The organism is Corynebacterium sp. AOP40-9SA-29 (assembly GCF_052377405.1).
In the GTDB taxonomy this organism is placed as follows: domain Bacteria; phylum Actinomycetota; class Actinomycetes; order Mycobacteriales; family Mycobacteriaceae; genus Corynebacterium.
This window is the reverse complement of record NZ_JBQSWR010000001.1, coordinates 875,266-892,215: the sequence shown is the minus strand read 5'-3', so window position 1 is coordinate 892,215 and position 16,950 is coordinate 875,266. Positions and strand designations below refer to the sequence as shown.

The window sequence follows — 16,950 nt, the reverse complement described above, 5'->3', positions numbered from 1 at the left end:
ATGACCACCCCAGTCGAGAGCAACCCAGTTCAGACCACCCCGGTCGACGTGATCCATCTCGACCTCGGCGTGACCGGCATGACCTGCACGTCCTGCTCGGGCCGGGTGGAACGCAAGCTCAACAAACTCGACGGGGTGGACGCCACGGTCAACTTCGCCACCGAATCCGCCTCCGTCGACTACGACCCCTCCAAGGCCGACACCTCCACGCTCATCGACACCGTGCGCGGAGCCGGCTACGACGCTTTCGCGATGAAGGACGACAGCGTTGCGGACGACGGGGACGGCGGCAGCGACGAGCCCGCCGCAGCCACCAGTGCCACCGACACCGCCCGCGACGACGAGGCCGCGGACCTGAAGAAGCGCACCATCGTCTCGGCGCTGATCACCGTGCCCGTCGTCCTGCTCAGCATGGTGCCGGCACTGCAGTTCGACAACTGGCAGTGGGCGGTGCTCACCATGGTCACGCCCGTCTACTTCTGGGGCGGCGCCCCCTTCCACCGCGCCACGCTGGTCAACCTGCGCCACGGCGCATTCACCATGGACACCCTGGTCAGCCTGGGAACCACGGCGGCCTACCTGTGGTCGCTGTGGGCGCTATTCCTCGGCAACGCCGGCATGCCCGGCATGACCATGGAGATGCACCTGCTGCCCTCGAACTCCACGATGGACGAGATCTACCTCGAGTCCGTCGCCGTGGTCATCACGTTCCTGCTGCTCGGACGCTGGTTCGAGACTAGGGCGAAGGGACGCTCCTCCGAGGCGCTGCGCTCCCTGCTGAACATGGGAGCGAAGGACGCCACGGTGCTGCGCGACGGCACCGAGGTCCGCGTACACGTCAAGGAACTGCAGGTCGGGGACGTCGTCGTGGTGCGTCCCGGTGAGAAGATCGCGGCGGACGGCGTGGTCACCGACGGTACGTCGGCGGTGGACGAGTCGATGCTCACCGGCGAGTCCGTGCCCGTGGAGGTCACCGTCGGCGACACCGTCACCGGTGCCACGATCAACGCTTCCGGACGCCTGCTCGTCAAGGTCACCCGCCTCGGCGAGGACAGCACGCTGTCGCAGATGGCGAAGCTCGTCACCGACGCACAATCCAAGAAGGCCCCGGTCCAGCGCCTGGTCGACCGGATCTCGCAGGTCTTCGTGCCGGCGGTGATCCTCATCGCCGTAGCGACGCTGCTCGTGCACATCGCACTCGGCCACGGTGTGGCCACGGCATTCACCGCCGCGGTGGCGGTGCTGATCATCGCCTGCCCCTGCGCCCTCGGCCTGGCCACCCCCACCGCCCTGCTGGTGGGAACCGGACGCGGCGCGCAGCTCGGGCTACTGATCAAGGGCCCGGAGGTGCTGGAATCCACCCGGCGCGTGGACACGGTGGTGATGGACAAGACGGGCACGGTCACCTCCGGTGTCATGTCGGTCTCCAATGTCACCACCACCGGCGCCAACGGCACGACGGACGTGCTCGCCGCGGCGGCTGCGGTGGAGACCGGTTCGGAGCACCCGATCGCCCGCGCCATCGTGCGCGCGGCCGAGCAAGCCGTGCAGGACGGTAAGATCGCCGAGATCCCGTCCGTCACGGACTTCGCCACCACCGCCGGCCACGGCGTGACCGGCACGGTGGACGGTTCGACGGTCACCGTCGCCCGTCCGTCCGACGCCCTGCCCGACGAGCTGCGCCTCGCCGTGGAGCGGGCGCAGCAGGACGGCGGCACACCCGTCGTCGTCGAGATCGACGGCGCGGGCGTCGGCGTTGTCACCGTGCGCGACACGGTGAAGCCCACCTCCGCCGAGGCCGTCGCCGGTCTCAAGGAGCTCGGGCTCACCCCGGTGCTGCTCACCGGCGACAACGAGGGGGCGGCGAAGGCCGTCGCCGCGGAGGTCGGCATCGACCCGGCCAACGTCATCTCCGGTGTCATGCCAGAGGGGAAGGTCCGGCACATCGAGAGGCTGCAGGCCGAAGGACGCAATGTAGCCATGATCGGTGACGGGGTCAACGACGCCGCCGCCCTCGCGGTCGCCGAACTGGGCCTGGCGATGGGCGCGGGGACGGACGTGGCGATCGAAGCGTCCGACATCACCCTGATGAACAACGACCTGCGCTCCGCGGTGGATGCGATCCGCCTGTCACGGCGCACTCTGCGCACGATTCGCGGCAACCTGTTCTGGGCATTCGCCTACAACGTGGCGTTGATCCCCGTCGCCGCCATCGGGCTGCTCAACCCGATGCTCGCCGGGGTGGCCATGGCGTTCTCCTCGGTGTTCGTGGTCTCCAACTCGCTGCGGCTGCGCGGGTTCCGCTCCAGCCACAGCAGCTGAGCGGGCCTCACACCAGCGGGTTGCCCTCGGGGATCTGCCCGCAGGTGCCGGTGGGCTCCACCCCGTCGAAACGGGCGTTGACCCACGGCACCATCTGCGCGGCCCAGGCAGCCCCGCCGAGGCCGTGCCCGCCGAGCGGCAGTTCCCGGTAGTCGACCACCGTGCCATCGGCGCAGTACTGCCGGGCGAGCGAACGGGTGTCGCCGAGGAGCATCACCCCATCGCCGTCGCCGAGCTCCGGGTGCTCCGGGGTGTCCTCTGCCTCGCCGCCGCCGGCCTGCACCAGCAGCTGAGGGAACGCCGGAGTGTCACGCAGGGCCATATTGGTGTCGTCGAGAAGGTCGCGGACCTCGGGAATCGCATCAGGGTCGGGGTACTCGGGCAGGATCATCTCGTCCCACCGCAAGTGCTCGTAGGAGTCGGACGCCTCACCAATGGCCACCCGGTCCAGATCCTCGAAAACCTCCCGACCGAGATCGGTGAGGTAGGGATCCATGTCCACACCGTAGGCGCGGGTCAGCCCCACCATCGCCATGCCGACCACGCCGGACCAGCCACTACCTTCCCCGGCGTAAAGCAGATTGTTTTCGGGGCGCACCATCGTGCCGCCCTGAGCCACGCCGACGATGTTCGCCGCCACGTCCGGGGCATAATCCTGCGCCATGATCGCCGCCCAGCCAGCACCGATGGACCCGCCGGAGTAGCCGGTCAGCGCCAGCGGGGAGTCGGAGGCAACGTCCGCCTCCGGCGTGCGGTACGCCGCGCGCATCCCGTCGAGAATGATCTGCCCGTACTCCTGCCCGGCGGCGAAGATGCCGCGTTCCCCCTGGATATCGGGCATGACCACGGTGTGTCCCGAGGCGAGCAGCGGCGCGATGAAGGCGAGTTCGGCCAGGACGATCACTCCGCCTTCACCCACCGTGCCCGACAGCACGCGCGATGGCCCGTCGGACGGACGCATCGAGTCGTAGAAGCTGGCGTACATGACCGTGTTCCCGGAGGGTTCAACGGACGCCGGCGGGTGAATCACGCTGGTCACCGCGGCGGTGGGCTCGCCGAGGGTGTCGGTGGTTCGATACTGCACCTGGGTGACCTGCAGTGGGGCGTCGAACTCCTCCGTGGTCGTCGGGATGGTGCGCTGCTTCAGCGGAGCACCGGGCGCGTACGCCTCGCCGACTGTGGCGTCGGTGGCGGCGTCCGGCAGGGCGAAGAAGGACGCATCGTCCTGCACCGTGGGAATCTCCGCCGGTGCCGTGACCGGTGCCGTCACCGGCGGGTCCTGCTGGGCGGTGCCGGCGCACGCCGGCGCGGCGGTCGCCCCCAGGGCGAGGACGAGCAGCGCCCCGAGCGTCCTACTACGCATCCCCGTCAGCCCCGGGCCACGACGCCGGCGAGAACCTGAGCCACGATCTTCTCCGCGAGCCCACGGACCTCCGCAGCGTCCTGATCCTCCCGCGGACGGAACCACATCGCCGTACTGTTCAGGCTGCTCAGCAGCACACGGGTGGCCAGCCGCGAATCGCCCGCGCGCACCGAACCATCGGCAATACCCTCCTCGACGACGTCCCGAAACATCACCTCGTACTCCTCCCGCAAGCCATTCAAGGTGCCGAGCAGGTCACGCTGACGCTCCTTCAGCGCGGCGAAACGCTGACCGGGAACGCCCTGGTGGATGGCGTTGTGGTAGCCAAGGTGCTCCATGAGGTTCACCACGTGGGCCACACACATCGCCGTCAGCCGCGCCTCACCGGTCCCGGGTGTGGCGGCGTAGGGCTCCACGGTACGGCGGACGTCGCGCATGCCGTTTTCGTAAACCGCCAGGTAGATATCGAACTTGGAGCGGAAGTAGTAGTAGACCCGGCCTTTGGTCGCACCGATCTCGTCGGCGATATCGTCGATCGTCGCCCGGTCGAAACCTTTGCTCTCGAAGACGTCCGCGGCGGCGTCAAGGATCTCGCGCCGCGAAGAATCGTGGGCGACGGAGTCGACGCCGAAGGTATCCGAAGTCATAGTGTTTCCACCCTATACGTTTCCTGAGTCGCTCACCCCTCCAATTCGAAGAGCCCGGCCGCACCCATGCCGCCACCGATGCACATGGTCACGACCACGTACCGCGCCCCGCGGCGACGCCCCTCGCGCAGGACGTGGCCCACCATGCGCGCACCACTCATGCCGTAGGGGTGACCGATCGCGATGGCACCGCCATTGACGTTGTACTTCTCCGGATCAATGCCCAACTGGTCACGGCAGTACACCGCCTGGGACGCGAAGGCCTCGTTGAGCTCCCACAGGTCAATGTCCTCCACGCTCAGGCCATGCTGTTCAAGCAGCTTGGGAACGGCGAATACCGGACCAATGCCCATCTCATCGGGTTCGCAGCCGGCGACGGCAATTCCGCGGTAGGTACCCAGGGGCTCCAACCCGCGGCGGGCGGCCTCGTCCTTCTCCATGAGGACGACGGCGGCCGCGCCGTCCGACAGCTGGGAGGCGTTGCCTGCCGAGATGGTGGCAGCGTGGCCGTCCCTGTCGGGGAGCACCGCCTTGAGCTTCGCCAGGCCCTCGGCCGTCGTAGTGGGGCGGTTGCCTTCGTCGAGGGAGAGGCCGCCCGCGGGCACGATCTCCTCGTCGAAGATGCCAGCCTCCTGGGCGGCGGCGGTCCGACGCTGCGACTCCAGCGCGTACTCGTCCTGCGCCTCCCGCGAGACACCGAACCGCTCCGCGACGTTCTCGGCGGTCTCGAGCATGGAAATGTAAACGTCGTGACCGTTCTCCCGGAGCCACGGATCCACCGCCCGGTAGGTGTTGCGGTGGTCGTTCTGCACCAGGCTGATCGACTCCACCCCTCCACCGACGGCGACCTGCAGACCGTCGACCATGATCTCCTTGGCAGCAGTGGCTATCGCCATCAGGCCGGACGCGCACTGCCGGTCGACGGTCATCCCCGGCACCGTGACCGGTAGCCCGGCACGCAAGGCGGCCTGACGTGCGACGTTGTACCCGGTGGATCCCTCCTGCATCGCGCAGCCGAGGATGACCTCCTCGACCTCCTGCGGATCGAGACCGGCACGCTCCACCGCCTCTGCGATCGCCAGGCCCGCGAGCTCCTGGCCCTGGGTGTCGTGGAAGGCCCCCTTGTAGGCACGGCCGATGGGGGTTCGGGCGGTCGAGACCACCACTGCTTCTCTCATGGTCTAGTTCTCCTGGGTATCGGGGTTCTCGGGGCTGTACATGGCGACGGACATGGTGGACGTCAGCCCGCCGTCGAGTGGAATGGTGGTGCCGGTGATGAAGGAACTCGCTGGTGCAAGGAGGAACGTCGCCAGGGCGGTGATGTCCTCCGCCCGGCCGATCCTGCCGAGCGGATTGGCGTTACGCATCTCTTCGCCGTGGTCGTCGAGCACCCACCTCATCATTTTCGTGGGGAAGGGCCCCGGCGCGATGGAATTCACCAGAATTGACGGTGCCAGCGTTGCTGCCATGTGTTTGGTGAGGTGATGCACAGCGGCCTTGGACGCGGAGTAGGCGTAGTTCTCGTAGTTCGGTACGGCGAGCCCATCGATCGACCCGATGTTGATGATGCGCGAGGGCCCCTTATTGCCGGCCTCCAGTAGCGGTCGCAGCTGCTGCGCAAGCAAAAATGGGGTCTTAATGTTCACACCCATGACCTTGTCCCAGGCGTGGGCCGGGAAGTCATCGAAGGGGGCACCCCACGTGGCACCGGCATTGTTGACTAGACCGTCGAGGTGATCGGTGATGCTGGAGACCTGCTCGGCGAGGTCGCGACACCCGTCCTCGGTGGAGATGTCCGCGGCGATGGCGTGGACGTCGCCGAAATCGCCGAGGGCCCGCCCCGCCTCCTCCGCAGCGTCCGGCTTACGGGTGGATATCAGGACGGTCGCACCGGCGCGCAGCAGTCCTTCCGCGAGCATCCTGCCGATGCCGCGTGCACCACCGGTGACCAGGATGGTCCGGTCGGAGATGTCGAAGAGCTCTGAGGCGGTCACGACGCCAATCCCTCCGTCCCAGCGGCTCCGACCGACTCTGCGGCGAGCCGTGCGGAGCGCAGCGCCGGACGGCGAACCTTTCCTGCGTCGTCACGCAGCTGTTCACCGACGGTCTCGAATGTTCGCGGGACCTTGTTGCGTGACAACCGGGACGTCAGGAACCCGAGCAGCTGCTCCTCGTCGATCCGTGTCCCCGTGGTGTTCATGATGGCGTGCAACCTGTTGCCCGCGCGGTCATCGGGCAAGCCGATAACCACGGCGGTGAGCACCTCCGGGTGCTCCATCATGGCCGCCTCAACCTCGGCGGGGTAGATGTTCACTCCGCCGACGGTGACCATGTCGGACCGCCTGTCGTGCAGGTACAGGTATCCGTCCTCGTCGAAGTGCCCGACGTCGCCCAGGGACGACCAGCCGTTGTGCGTCTTCGGTTCCGCACCAATGTAGCGGTACGTCGCCGGCATGCCGTCCTCGGGACGCATGTACACTTCGCCGGGCACTCCGGGGTCCTGGATCTGATTGCCGTCGTCGTCCAGCAGGACCATTCGACCCCAGGTCACCTGCCCGATCGACCCAGGATGGTTGAGCCATTCGTCACCACGGATCGTGCATCCAGCCTCCGCCTCGGTACCAGCGTAGAGCTCCCAGAGGCGCTCGGCACCGAGCCACTCGATCCACTCCCGCTTCAGCCAGGCCGGGCACGGCTCAGCACAGTGCCAGAATGACCTCACCGACGACAGCGAGTAGGACTCGCGGATGTCCACGGGCAAGGCGAGGATACGGCGCATCATGGTCGGGACCAGGTAGATCCAGGTGGCGGCGAACCGATCACTCTCCGCCAGCGTCCCCTCGGCGTCGAACCGATCCTGCAGGCAGACGGTTCCACCGCGGAAGACCGTGCACAGTGTCACGCTCAATGGGGCGTTGTGGAACAGCGGGGCGGTGATCAACGATCGCTCGCGCGGTCCGACTCCCCAGAAGGTCTGGTCGGCCTCCGCGGTCACCGCCTCGCGACCGGACATGATGATCTTCGGACGCCCGGTGGAGCCGCCGGAGACCGGGGCCTTCCAGGACTTCGCGGTCTGAGCCTCAACTGCCTCTGCCGACCACGCCGTGGACAGTTCGGCAAGGGTGACAACTGCACTGACCCCGGCGAGAGCTTCCGCTCCTTCGGGAACGATGACCGCAGCCGGTTCCCCGAGGTCGAGAATCGCGGACAACTCATGGGCTGTCATCCGCGGTGAGAGCACCTGGGGGCTGGCCCCGGCCTTGTAGCAGGCGAACACTGCGAGGATGAGGTCAGTGGAGTTCGGCAGAAGGATAGAGACGATACGTCCCGGTTCCGCCCCGCGTGCTGTGAGGCCACGGGCAGCCCGATTGCTCCCCTCCTCCAGTTCTTGCCAGGTAAGCGAGCGTCCGCCCGCCTCCACCACGACCGTGTCGGGCATTTCCGCGGCGTAGAAGCCGGGAATCGCCGACAGCGGAAAGCCGAGCTCGGGTTCTCTGGTCATGTCACTCATTTGTCCTCCTCGAAGGTCTCGCCGTAACGGACGAGCCGATCGTTCACGTCCGCCTGCCGGAACGTCGTCCCGGTCTTCGCCGCCTGGGCGGCCTCCTTTGCCATCACCTGGTCCTCCTTCTTCAGAGCCCGCCCGAGTGCGATAGACAGCAGGCCACCGACTATGGAGACTCCGATGATGATCCAGAACCCGGTGGTCGGAGTACCCGAGGCGGTCTCCGCCAGGCCAAAGACGTAGGGTCCGACGAATCCTCCGGTGAGCCCGACGGTGTTGATGAACGCCAGGCCGGCCGCTGCCATGAGGCCGGTCATCCGCGGCATCGCCACAGACCAGAACAGGGGAAGCGTCCCGAGAAACAGGAAGCCGAGCACACCGATCAGGATGATCCGAAGCACCGGCGAAGACGTCATTAGAAATGCCGCTGCGGCGACGGCACAGCCGATGGCGAGGATTCCGATGATGGCGGACTCGTTGGTGTATCGCTTCGCGATTCGGGGAATCACGAGGACACCCACCGTGCCACCGACACCGGTGACTCCGCTGAGCAGCCCGACTGTGAAGCTACTGTTAATGTTCATTTCCTCGACGATGGAGGGGACATTGAAAGTCACACCGTTGTTCGTGACCTGATTGAGGAAGTAGATGAGCCCCACGAGCAGGATGAACGGGCGGCCGAAGGCGACTTTGAAATTGCCTCTGAGCGAATGCCGTTCATGCGCCTCATCACCGCCCGTCGCCGCCTCCGTGAGAGCATCGGCCTCCTCCTGACTCAGCCAGTCCGCTTTCTGAGGCTTGTCCGGCAGCATGAACAGGACGACTAGCCCCACGAGGATGGTCAGTAGGCCCTCGACGAGGAACATCCACTGCCAACCATGGAGCCCCGCCGTGTCCTGCATACCCATCAGAGCACCGCCCAAGGGAGCTCCGAAGAACATCCCAAGGGTCGCGGCAAGATAGGTGTACCCGATTGCGGTCGCGCGGTCCTTCTGCGCGAACCACTGCGTGATCATGAACATCATCGCCGGGAACAGACCCGCCTCAGCCGCGCCAAGGAGCATGCGCAAGAGGTAGAAGGTGAAGTCGTTGGTCACGAACATCATCAGTGCGGTGACCGTTCCCCAGCTCGCCGCGATGCGGAAGATCCACCGACGAGGCCCGACGCGGTACATGATGAGGTTGCTCGGAACCTCGAGGAAAGCGTAGGTGATGAAGAACAGTCCGGCTCCCAGACCGAAAGCGGCGACACTGATGCCGACGTCCGCCTGCAGGTGCGTCTTCGCCATCGCAATGTTGGTGCGGTCCACATAGGACATGAAGTAGGCGAGGCACAGGATCGGCAGCAGCCGGAGCATAGCCTTCCTCGTGGCCAGTGCGTGGATGCCTCCCGTGGCCTTGTCACCGCCGCTGGGCTCCCGGACGACCGGGGGATTCTTGATCGACATCGTGCTCACCTCCCCAGTCCGGCGGCTGCGCCTGCGCTCGCGGAGCCTGAAGCTTCCTTGGCCAACCGCACATACAGTGCCGTCTGGTCGAATGCGGACCCAAGGGTGTGCGGGTCCCCGAGATCAGAGATCCTGTCCCAGTTCGCAGCAACTCCTTCGGCCGTGCACTCCTCCGCTGCCAGGGCCACCGGCTCTGCCTCGACCATGCGGGAGACCGCGAAGACACCGGCACCAGCACCAAGGATCACCCCGGTCGGGGCGTCCTGCGAGACGAGGAATACGGCACCGGGAGCGACCGTCTCCGGGCCGAGCTGCGCTGCAGCGTCCTCTTCGATCAAGCCCTCTGTCATCCGGGTTGCGGCGGTGGGAGCGAGCGCGTTGACCCGGATTCCCTTGCGCTCTCCCTCGATGGCCAGGACGTTGGCGAGTCCGACGAGTGCGGACTTCGCCGCGCCGTAGTTCGCCTGGCCGAAGTTCCCGTAGATTCCGGAAGCCGAGGTTGTCATCAGGATGCGCCCGTAGCCCTGCTTGACCATGTGCGGCCAGGCGCCCTTCGTGCAGTTCACGGAACCCATGAGGTGAACATCGACGACCTTGCGGAAATCGTCGAGGTCCATCTTCGCGAACGTCTTGTCGCGCAAGATGCCAGCGTTGTTGACGAGGATGTCGATTCGGCCCCATCGCTGTACCGCTTCATCGACCATCGCGGCGGCCGCCGTGGCATCCGAAACGTCGGCGGACGAGGCGACGGCCTCTCCACCGGCTGCGGTGATCTCGGCGACGACTGCGTCGGCGGCACCGAGGTCGTTGACCACGACCTTGACTCCCCGGGACGCCAGGTCGAGGGCGTGGGACCTGCCCAGACCTCCGCCGGCACCGGTGATCACGGCTACTTGTCCTTCAAAGTTCACGGTTGCTCCTTATCGCCTTCACCTGCAGTACTCCCGAGTATTATGTGTCACAGGTCTCATTTGTGTCAAGGAGATTATCTAGACCACAAAATCTCTTCACGGACGGCCTACGCGAGGTCAAGCAGCCGACCAAAGCGACTTATGGGAGTAGAAAGATGCTGATCCAGTTACGCCCCCATCACCCCCGAACCCACGCCTGACCTGCGGCACAAGAGAACACTGGAGAATGCGCGGGGCACCCAGCGTGACCGTGCACGAACACTCACCTCATACCCAGAGGAGCACCAGTCATGACCGCTTTGATCGCGAGCTACGCCCGCACCCCGTTCACCAAGTTCACGGGGCAGCCCCACGACCTTCTGTCCGACCAGCCCGCCACCGCATTGGGCTCGCACGCTGCGAAGGCCGCGATCGAACGCGCCGGCATCACCCCCGACAAGATCGACCAGGTCGTCTTCGGCCAGGTCATGCAGGCCGGCGCGGGTGAGAACCCCGCCCGCCAGACTGCCGCCGGGGCAGGCGTGCCGAAGACGGTCCCCGCCATCACCCTGAATGCCGTCTGCCTGTCCGGCCTGGAGGCCGTCGCCCAGGCCGCACGCCTGGTCAACGCCGGCGAGGCGGACATCGTCCTGGCCGGTGGCCAGGAGTCGCACTCCCAGGTGCCGCACGTGATCAACCTGCGCTCCTCGGCGGGACGCGGCGATGCCACCCTCGTGGACCTCATCGACCTCGACGGCCTGCAGGACATGTTCTACAACATCAACATGGTCGAGCTCACCGAGCAGGGCAACAAGGAACTCGGCGTCTCCCGTGAGGAACAGGACGCCTACGCCGTGGAGTCGCAGCGACGCGTGGCCGAGTTCGCCGACTGGCGCAACGAGGAGATCGCACCCTTCCCCAGCGCCGCGAAGGACGGCGGCGACCTGGCCTGGGACAACAGCGGCCACGAAGGGACCACCATGGAGGGTCTGGCAAAGCTGCGCCCGATGCTCGGCGGTGAGAACGACACCATCACCCCCGGGAACACCGGTCCGCTGGCCAACGGAGCAGGCGCACTCGTGATCGTCAGCGAGGACGCCGCCGAGAAGTACGGCATGACCCCGATCGCCCGCATCGAGGCGACCGCCTTCGTCGCCGGCCCGGAGGACAACACCTACCTGCACTCCCAGCCGTCCCACGCCATCTCCGCCGCACTGAAGAAGATCGGCGCCACCCCGGACGAGCTCGTCGCCGCCGAGATCAACGAGCCCTTCGCCCTCGTCGGCCTGCAGTCGGCCCGTGACCTGGGACTCTCCCCCGAGGTCGTGAACCCGCACGGTGGTGCGCTCGGCCTGGGTCACCCCCTGGGTGCCACTGGTGCGCGCATCATCGGCACCCTCGCCCGCGAGCTCAAGGACGCCGGCCCCGGTTCCCTCGGCGCCGCCGCGGCCTGCGGTGGTGGCGGCCAAGGCAGTGCTGTGGTGCTGCGCGCGCTCTGACTCGAGCGTCCTGAAACGGCACCCGCTTCCTAGCCGCGCAGTTCCTCGAGCAGCGGGGCGTACATCCGGGCCTTGATCGTCGCCAGGGTGTCCCCCGCCTTGCCCGTCTGCGCGGCGGCGAGGTCCACGGCGGTGGGCAGCACGTCCTGCTCATCGACGGCGCGGTCGACCACTCCGGACGCCGCGGCGTCCACCCCACCGAAGCGCTCGGAGGTGACCATGGCTCGGTGGGCGACCTGGCGGTCCAACCGCTCGCGCACCAGCGACGACATACCGAGGGTGAAGGGGATGCCGATGTCGGCCTCCGGCAAGCACCAGAATCCACGGTCGGCACGCATGACCCGCAGGTCGTGGGCCAGAGTGAGCATCGCACCAGCGGCGTAGGCGTGTCCCTGTACAGCAGCGACGGTGACCACCGGCAGCGACAAGATTCGGGCGTAGAGGGCCTCCACGCTGGCGAGGTAGTCGGCGCGCTGGTCCTGGTGAGCGTCAAGCCACTCCAGGTCGAGGCCGTTGGAGAAGAACTTGCCGGTGGCGGTGGTGACCAGGGCGCGGGGCCCGGTGGCCGCGGAAACCTCGTCGAGCAGGGCCGTGACCTCCTCGACCCAGGTCGGGTGGAAGCGGTTCTCGGAGTCGCCGAGATCGAGGACGAATACGTCGTCGCGGCGGGTAAGAGTGGGCACAGTTTTCCTCACGGATCGGCGGGCGGTGACTCCCCCAGTGTCGCAGGTGCGCGCCGCCGCCACCCCGATTTACCCGTGCTTACCCATGTTTACCCGTTGTTCGCCCGCTCGAGCAGTTCCTCCAGCTGTTCGCGGGTCACCGAGCCGCCGCTGAAGGTCACGATGCGGTCCAGGGGGATCGACGACATCAACGTCATCATGTCGACGCCGAGGCCATCCCCGCCGGAATCACCCGAGTCACCCGAATCACCGTCCCCACCGAAGACGTTGCCCAGCGACTCCGCCACCGACGGCACCGCCAGCGCCTCACCCAGGGTGGACTCCAACGTCAGCGGCACGTGGATCTCCTCGCCCTCCAGGTCGACTTCCACGGATCCGCGCAGGTCCCGGCTGGAGGATCCCAGGTGCACCACGTAGCGTCCCGGCTCCAGGACAAAGCGGTCGGCGCGCACGTCCCAGTACTCCAGGTCTCGGCGGTCCAGGTGGATCTCGATCTCCTCGCTCGCCCCGGGTTCCAGGGTCACCGACCCGAATCCGGCGAGCGCGCGTTCCACCCTGACCTGGGAGGAGTCCGGGACGGCAACGTAGGCCTGGACGACCTCGCGTCCCGCGCGGCGTCCCGTATTGGTCACCGTGACGGTGACGGTGATGCCGTCGCCGTCGTCGTCGGGCTGCCCGTAGACATCGTCATAGCGGAAGGTGGTGTAGGACAGCCCGTGGCCGAAGGGGTAGGCGACGCGCAGGTTGCGGGCGTCGTACCAGCGGTAGCCCACGAACAGGCCCTCGCTGTAGCGCACGTGGCCGTGTTCCCCGGGGAAGTCCAGGTAGGAGGGGTTGTCGGCGAGCCGCGCGGGCAGGGTCTCGGTAAGTTTTCCGGACGGGTTCACCACTCCGGTGAGTACGTCGGCGATGGCCGCCCCGCCACCCTGGCCGAGCAGGTTGGCGTCCAGAATCGCCGGGGCGAGGTCACTGACCTCCCCGAGTTCCAGGGCACCGCCGTGGGACAGCACAACCACGACCCGGTCCTGCACAGCACGCACCGCCCGCAGCAGTCCCAACTGTTCGGCGGGCAGGGAGATGCTACTGCGGTCGAGGCCTTCGGTCTCCTGGTCGGGCGACAGGCCGAGGAAGACCACGGCGATATCGGCGTTGGCGGCGTCCTCCACCGCCTCGGCGAGCAGCCCGGCGTGACGTCCCGAACCGTCCGTGGTGAACCCGGCGGCGTAGGTGACCGGCGCGGCGATACGTTCCTTGAACAGTTCCAATGGTGAGTCGACCCGGGTCGGGTTCACGTGCGAGCTGCCCCCACCCTGGTAGCGCGGTTCCGCGGCGAAGGCACCGATGACCGCGACAGAACCGGTCACGCCAGACGCCGCGATGGGGAGGATGTGACGGCCGTCGGCACCGTCGTTCTTGAGCAGGACGATGGACGCCGCGGCGGCCTCCCGCGCGAGTGCGTGGTGGGCGTCGGCGTCCACCGGCGAGCCACCGCCGGACGCCTCCTGCGCCTCCTGTGCCCGGCGCGCCCGGTCGGCGAGGCGCGCGACGCGTCCTGCGGCGGTGGTGACGACGTCCTCCTGAAGTTCACCGGCCTCGACGGCGGCGACGACTTCGGCGTCGGACGTCCCACCGTCCGACGGCATCTGTAGGTCGAGACCTGCCGCGACGGCGGCCACCCGGCCGCCGACCGCGCCCCAGTCACTGACGACGACCCCGTCGAAACCCCACTCGCCACGCAGGATGTCGGTGAGTAAATCGTGGCTGTGGCGTACGGGCACCCCGTTGACGGCGTTGTAGGAGCACATCACCGTCCAGGGGCGGGCGTCCTCCACGATCCGGCGGAAGACGCGCAGGTAGACCTCGCGCAGCGGCCGGGGGTCCACGTCGGAACTGACGCGCATCCGGTCATTCTCCTGGTTGTTCAGCGCGAAATGCTTCAGACTCGCCCCCACTCCCCCGTCCTGCAGGCCGGTGACCCACGCGGAGCCGAGGACGCCGGACAGGTGCGGGTCCTCCGAGTAGTACTCGAAGTTGCGCCCACCCAGCGGCGACCGTTTGATGTTCACGCCGGGGCCGAGCAGAACCTGGACGTCCTCAGCACGGGCCTCGGCGGCCAAGGCCGCGCCCACGCGTTCCACGAGCTCCTCGTCCCAGCTCTGCCCGAGGCCGGCCGCCGGCGGGAAGCAGGTCGCCGGCACGCTGCCGGCCAGGCCCAGGTGGTCCACCCCGCCGGTCTGCTTGCGCAGGCCGTGGGGGCCGTCGGTGAGCATGATCGAGGGGATCGTGCCGTGCTCTCCGGCTACGTCCTTGGTCTGCCAGAAGTTGCGGCCCGACCCCAGGGCGGCCCGGTCGGCCAGTGGCAGTGCTGATACGTCTGTGGTGTGGTGGCTCATGGTGTCCTTTGTACGGGGAATCGTGTTCCGGTGTGGCGGGGGCCACTGTGGTCACCAGATAAAAGCCACATGAAAGGGCATGAAAACAGGTGAAGACACAGAGACGGCCATAATCGGAACCTTCCGCACCGGGGCAGTCAGGGGTACAGTCTGCGCAAGACCACCCGCCCAACCAGAAACGAGCGCCATGTCCGATACACCCCGGCCCAGTCCCGTCCACCTCGTCATCATGGGCGTCAGCGGGAGCGGCAAAACCACCATCGCCGAACAGCTCGAAGAGCGCACCGGCGTGCCCTACGCCGAAGCCGACGCCTTCCACCCCGAGGCGAACAAGAAGAAGATGGGATCGGGCCAACCCCTCAACGACGACGACCGCTGGCCCTGGCTGCACGAACTGCGCGACTGGATGACCTCCCAGGCACAAAAGGGGCACTCCACCATCGTGACCTGCTCGGCGCTGAAGAAGTCCTACCGCGACGTGCTCCGCGAGGCCGTCGGCGACGAGTTCTTCGTCCTGCTCGACGCCCCGGAGGACGTACTCGCCGGACGCATGGAGGTCCGCAAGGGCCACTTCATGCCGGCCTCCCTGCTGCGCTCGCAACTGGACACCCTGGAAGGTCTTGACGCCGACGAGAACGGCCTCACCGTGGACGTCACGGAGCCCCCCGAGGCCCTCGCCGACGAGGTCCTCGCGCTCAGCGCGCTGGCCGTGCTGGTCGATGAAGGCGGCCGGCCGTGAGCCTGGCGGCCGCCTCCGTCACCACAGCCGCCGCCGCGACAGCCGGTGAGGGCCAACTCGTCGTCGCCGCCGTCGTCGGCATCGCCCTGATCATCGGCTTGATCGTCTGGGCGAAGCTCAATCCCTTCCTGTCGCTGATGATCGGTTCGGCGGTGCTGGCGCTCGTCGCCGGAACCCCGCTGGTCGAGGCGTTCGGAAGCTTCACCGAGGGTTTCGGCGGCACCGTCGGCGACGTCGGCGTGCTCATCGCCCTGGGCGCGGTGATCGGCCAGTTCCTGGTGAAATCCGGTGCCGCCGACGCCATCGTCGACGCCTTCCTCGACCGCACCCGACCGGCGCTACGCCCCTGGGTCATCGCCGGGCTGGCGATGTTGCTGGGAATCCCGCTGTTCTTCGAGGTCGGCATCGTCCTGCTGATCCCGGTGGTCATGCTGGCCGCGCGCCGCTCCCAGCTGCCGCTGATCCTGCTGGGCATCCCCGCCCTGGCCGGTCTGTCCGCCCTGCACGCCCTGGTGCCGCCGCACCCAGGCCCGCTGATCGCGGTGGACGCCCTGGGCGCCAACCTGGGCCTCACCCTGGCCCTGGGCCTGCTGGTCGCGGTTCCCGTCGTGGCCATCGCCGGCCCGCTGTCGGCGAAGGTGATGGCACGGTGGGTGCCGATCGAGGCACCGACCTCCATCTCCGGCCAGGACATCACCGAGAGCTCCGACGAGAACCGACCCTCCGTGGGACACGGCCTCACCGTGGTGCTGCTGCCGGTGGTCATGATGCTTTCGCGCACCGTGGTGGAGTCGCTGCAGATCTCCGAGGACTCCGTGGTCTACAAGACTTTCGAGTTCCTGGGCGAGCCCATCGTGGCACTGCTCGCCACCGTGCTGGTGGCGATGTTCTTCCTCGGCTTCGGCATGGGACGCACCCGCCAGGAGGTGTCCGACCAGGTTGGCGGCGCTTTCGGCCCGATCGCCGGGGTGATCCTCATCGTCGGTGCCGGCGGCGGTTTCAAGCAGACCCTGGTCAACACCGGGGTCGCCGACGTGGTCGGCGAGTGGGTGCAGGCCGCCCCGGTTTCCCCGCTGATCGCCGGCTGGCTGGTCGCGGTGTTCATCCGCCTGGCCACGGGTTCGGCGACGGTGGCTACCGTGACCGCGGCCGGGATCATGGCCCCGGTCGCCGCGGGCATGGGTTCGACCGAGGTCGCGCTGATGGTGCTGGCCGTGGGTGCGGGTTCGGTGATCTTCTCCCACGTCAACGACGCCGGTTTCTGGCTGGTCAAGGAGTACTTCGGCATGACCGTGCCGCAGACGCTGAAGACCTGGTCGCTGATGGAGACGATCCTGTCCGTGGTCGCCCTGGTCATGGTCCTGCTGCTCAACCTCATCATCTGACTGATCGACTGACCGTCCCGTCGCACGCTCCCCATGCGGGGCCACCCCTCCGGGTGGCCCCGCTTTGTGCTGCTCA

Annotated in this window: 13 protein-coding genes; 4 read left to right on the top strand and 9 right to left on the bottom strand. The window is 67.4% G+C overall.

Annotated features, from left to right (window positions below):
- Window positions 1-2,322, top strand: a complete 2,322-nt coding sequence (locus ACT3SZ_RS04175; RefSeq protein WP_444616930.1) for a heavy metal translocating P-type ATPase — start codon at window positions 1-3, stop codon at window positions 2,320-2,322.
- 7 nt (window positions 2,323-2,329) lie between these two features.
- Here the strand turns inward: ACT3SZ_RS04175 and ACT3SZ_RS04170 are convergent, their stop codons facing one another.
- From ACT3SZ_RS04170 to ACT3SZ_RS04140, 7 genes are read right to left on the bottom strand one after another with little or no spacing between them, the layout of a single operon-like run.
- Window positions 2,330-3,685, bottom strand: a complete 1,356-nt coding sequence (locus ACT3SZ_RS04170) for a lipase family protein (RefSeq protein WP_444616929.1) — start codon at window positions 3,683-3,685, stop codon at window positions 2,330-2,332.
- A gap of 5 nt (window positions 3,686-3,690) precedes the next feature.
- Window positions 3,691-4,332: a TetR family transcriptional regulator gene (locus tag ACT3SZ_RS04165; protein WP_444616928.1), complete on the bottom strand. Its 642-nt coding sequence runs from the start codon at window positions 4,330-4,332 to the stop codon at window positions 3,691-3,693.
- Window positions 4,333-4,364: 32 nt separating this feature from the next.
- Window positions 4,365-5,510 (bottom strand): acetyl-CoA C-acyltransferase, encoded by a 1,146-nt coding sequence (locus tag ACT3SZ_RS04160; RefSeq protein ID WP_444616927.1) that lies wholly within the window; start codon window positions 5,508-5,510, stop codon window positions 4,365-4,367.
- 3 nt (window positions 5,511-5,513) lie between these two features.
- A complete protein-coding gene (locus ACT3SZ_RS04155; RefSeq protein ID WP_444616925.1) occupies window positions 5,514-6,326 on the bottom strand; it encodes an SDR family oxidoreductase in 813 nt (270 codons plus the stop codon).
- Window positions 6,323-7,843, bottom strand: a complete 1,521-nt coding sequence (locus ACT3SZ_RS04150) for an AMP-binding protein (protein ID WP_444616924.1) — start codon at window positions 7,841-7,843, stop codon at window positions 6,323-6,325. The genes ACT3SZ_RS04155 and ACT3SZ_RS04150 overlap by 4 nt, the downstream gene beginning before the upstream one ends.
- The gene (locus ACT3SZ_RS04145) at window positions 7,840-9,285 is read right to left on the bottom strand and encodes an MFS transporter (RefSeq protein WP_444616923.1); all 1,446 of its coding nucleotides are present in this window, start codon (window positions 9,283-9,285) and stop codon (window positions 7,840-7,842) included. The genes ACT3SZ_RS04150 and ACT3SZ_RS04145 overlap by 4 nt, the downstream gene beginning before the upstream one ends.
- A 5-nt stretch (window positions 9,286-9,290) precedes the next feature.
- Window positions 9,291-10,196: an SDR family NAD(P)-dependent oxidoreductase gene (locus tag ACT3SZ_RS04140; protein WP_444616921.1), complete on the bottom strand. Its 906-nt coding sequence runs from the start codon at window positions 10,194-10,196 to the stop codon at window positions 9,291-9,293.
- Between the two features lie 290 nt (window positions 10,197-10,486).
- Here ACT3SZ_RS04140 and ACT3SZ_RS04135 point away from each other — a divergent pair, with 290 nt between their 5' ends.
- Window positions 10,487-11,674: an acetyl-CoA C-acyltransferase gene (locus tag ACT3SZ_RS04135; protein WP_444616920.1), complete on the top strand. Its 1,188-nt coding sequence runs from the start codon at window positions 10,487-10,489 to the stop codon at window positions 11,672-11,674.
- Window positions 11,675-11,703: 29 nt separating this feature from the next.
- On the opposite strand, the gene ACT3SZ_RS04130 is transcribed toward ACT3SZ_RS04135, so the two are convergent.
- Together ACT3SZ_RS04130 and ACT3SZ_RS04125 are read right to left on the bottom strand one after the other, a co-directional pair.
- Window positions 11,704-12,357: an enoyl-CoA hydratase-related protein gene (locus tag ACT3SZ_RS04130; RefSeq protein ID WP_444616918.1), complete on the bottom strand. Its 654-nt coding sequence runs from the start codon at window positions 12,355-12,357 to the stop codon at window positions 11,704-11,706.
- Window positions 12,358-12,446: 89 nt separating this feature from the next.
- Window positions 12,447-14,750 (bottom strand): glycoside hydrolase family 3 C-terminal domain-containing protein, encoded by a 2,304-nt coding sequence (locus ACT3SZ_RS04125; protein WP_444616916.1) that lies wholly within the window; start codon window positions 14,748-14,750, stop codon window positions 12,447-12,449.
- Between the two features lie 187 nt (window positions 14,751-14,937).
- Here ACT3SZ_RS04125 and ACT3SZ_RS04120 point away from each other — a divergent pair, with 187 nt between their 5' ends.
- Together ACT3SZ_RS04120 and ACT3SZ_RS04115 are read left to right on the top strand one after the other, a co-directional pair.
- Window positions 14,938-15,489 carry a gluconokinase gene (locus ACT3SZ_RS04120; protein ID WP_444616914.1) on the top strand — a complete coding sequence of 184 codons (552 nt, stop codon included), beginning with the start codon at window positions 14,938-14,940 and terminating at the stop codon, window positions 15,487-15,489.
- A gap of 2 nt (window positions 15,490-15,491) precedes the next feature.
- The gene (locus ACT3SZ_RS04115) at window positions 15,492-16,874 is read left to right on the top strand and encodes a GntP family permease (RefSeq protein WP_444617051.1); all 1,383 of its coding nucleotides are present in this window, start codon (window positions 15,492-15,494) and stop codon (window positions 16,872-16,874) included.
- Window positions 16,875-16,950 lie beyond the last annotated feature (76 nt).

Coding starts and splice junctions, on each gene's coding strand:
- ACT3SZ_RS04175 (WP_444616930.1), top strand. CDS start 1: ATGACCACCCCAGTCGAGAGCAACCCAGTTCAGACCACCCCGGTCGAC.
- ACT3SZ_RS04170 (WP_444616929.1), bottom strand. CDS start 3,685: ATGCGTAGTAGGACGCTCGGGGCGCTGCTCGTCCTCGCCCTGGGGGCG.
- ACT3SZ_RS04120 (WP_444616914.1), top strand. CDS start 14,938: ATGTCCGATACACCCCGGCCCAGTCCCGTCCACCTCGTCATCATGGGC.
- ACT3SZ_RS04160 (WP_444616927.1), bottom strand. CDS start 5,510: ATGAGAGAAGCAGTGGTGGTCTCGACCGCCCGAACCCCCATCGGCCGT.
- ACT3SZ_RS04150 (WP_444616924.1), bottom strand. CDS start 7,843: ATGAGTGACATGACCAGAGAACCCGAGCTCGGCTTTCCGCTGTCGGCG.
- ACT3SZ_RS04135 (WP_444616920.1), top strand. CDS start 10,487: ATGACCGCTTTGATCGCGAGCTACGCCCGCACCCCGTTCACCAAGTTC.
- ACT3SZ_RS04165 (WP_444616928.1), bottom strand. CDS start 4,332: ATGACTTCGGATACCTTCGGCGTCGACTCCGTCGCCCACGATTCTTCG.
- ACT3SZ_RS04125 (WP_444616916.1), bottom strand. CDS start 14,750: ATGAGCCACCACACCACAGACGTATCAGCACTGCCACTGGCCGACCGG.
- ACT3SZ_RS04145 (WP_444616923.1), bottom strand. CDS start 9,285: ATGTCGATCAAGAATCCCCCGGTCGTCCGGGAGCCCAGCGGCGGTGAC.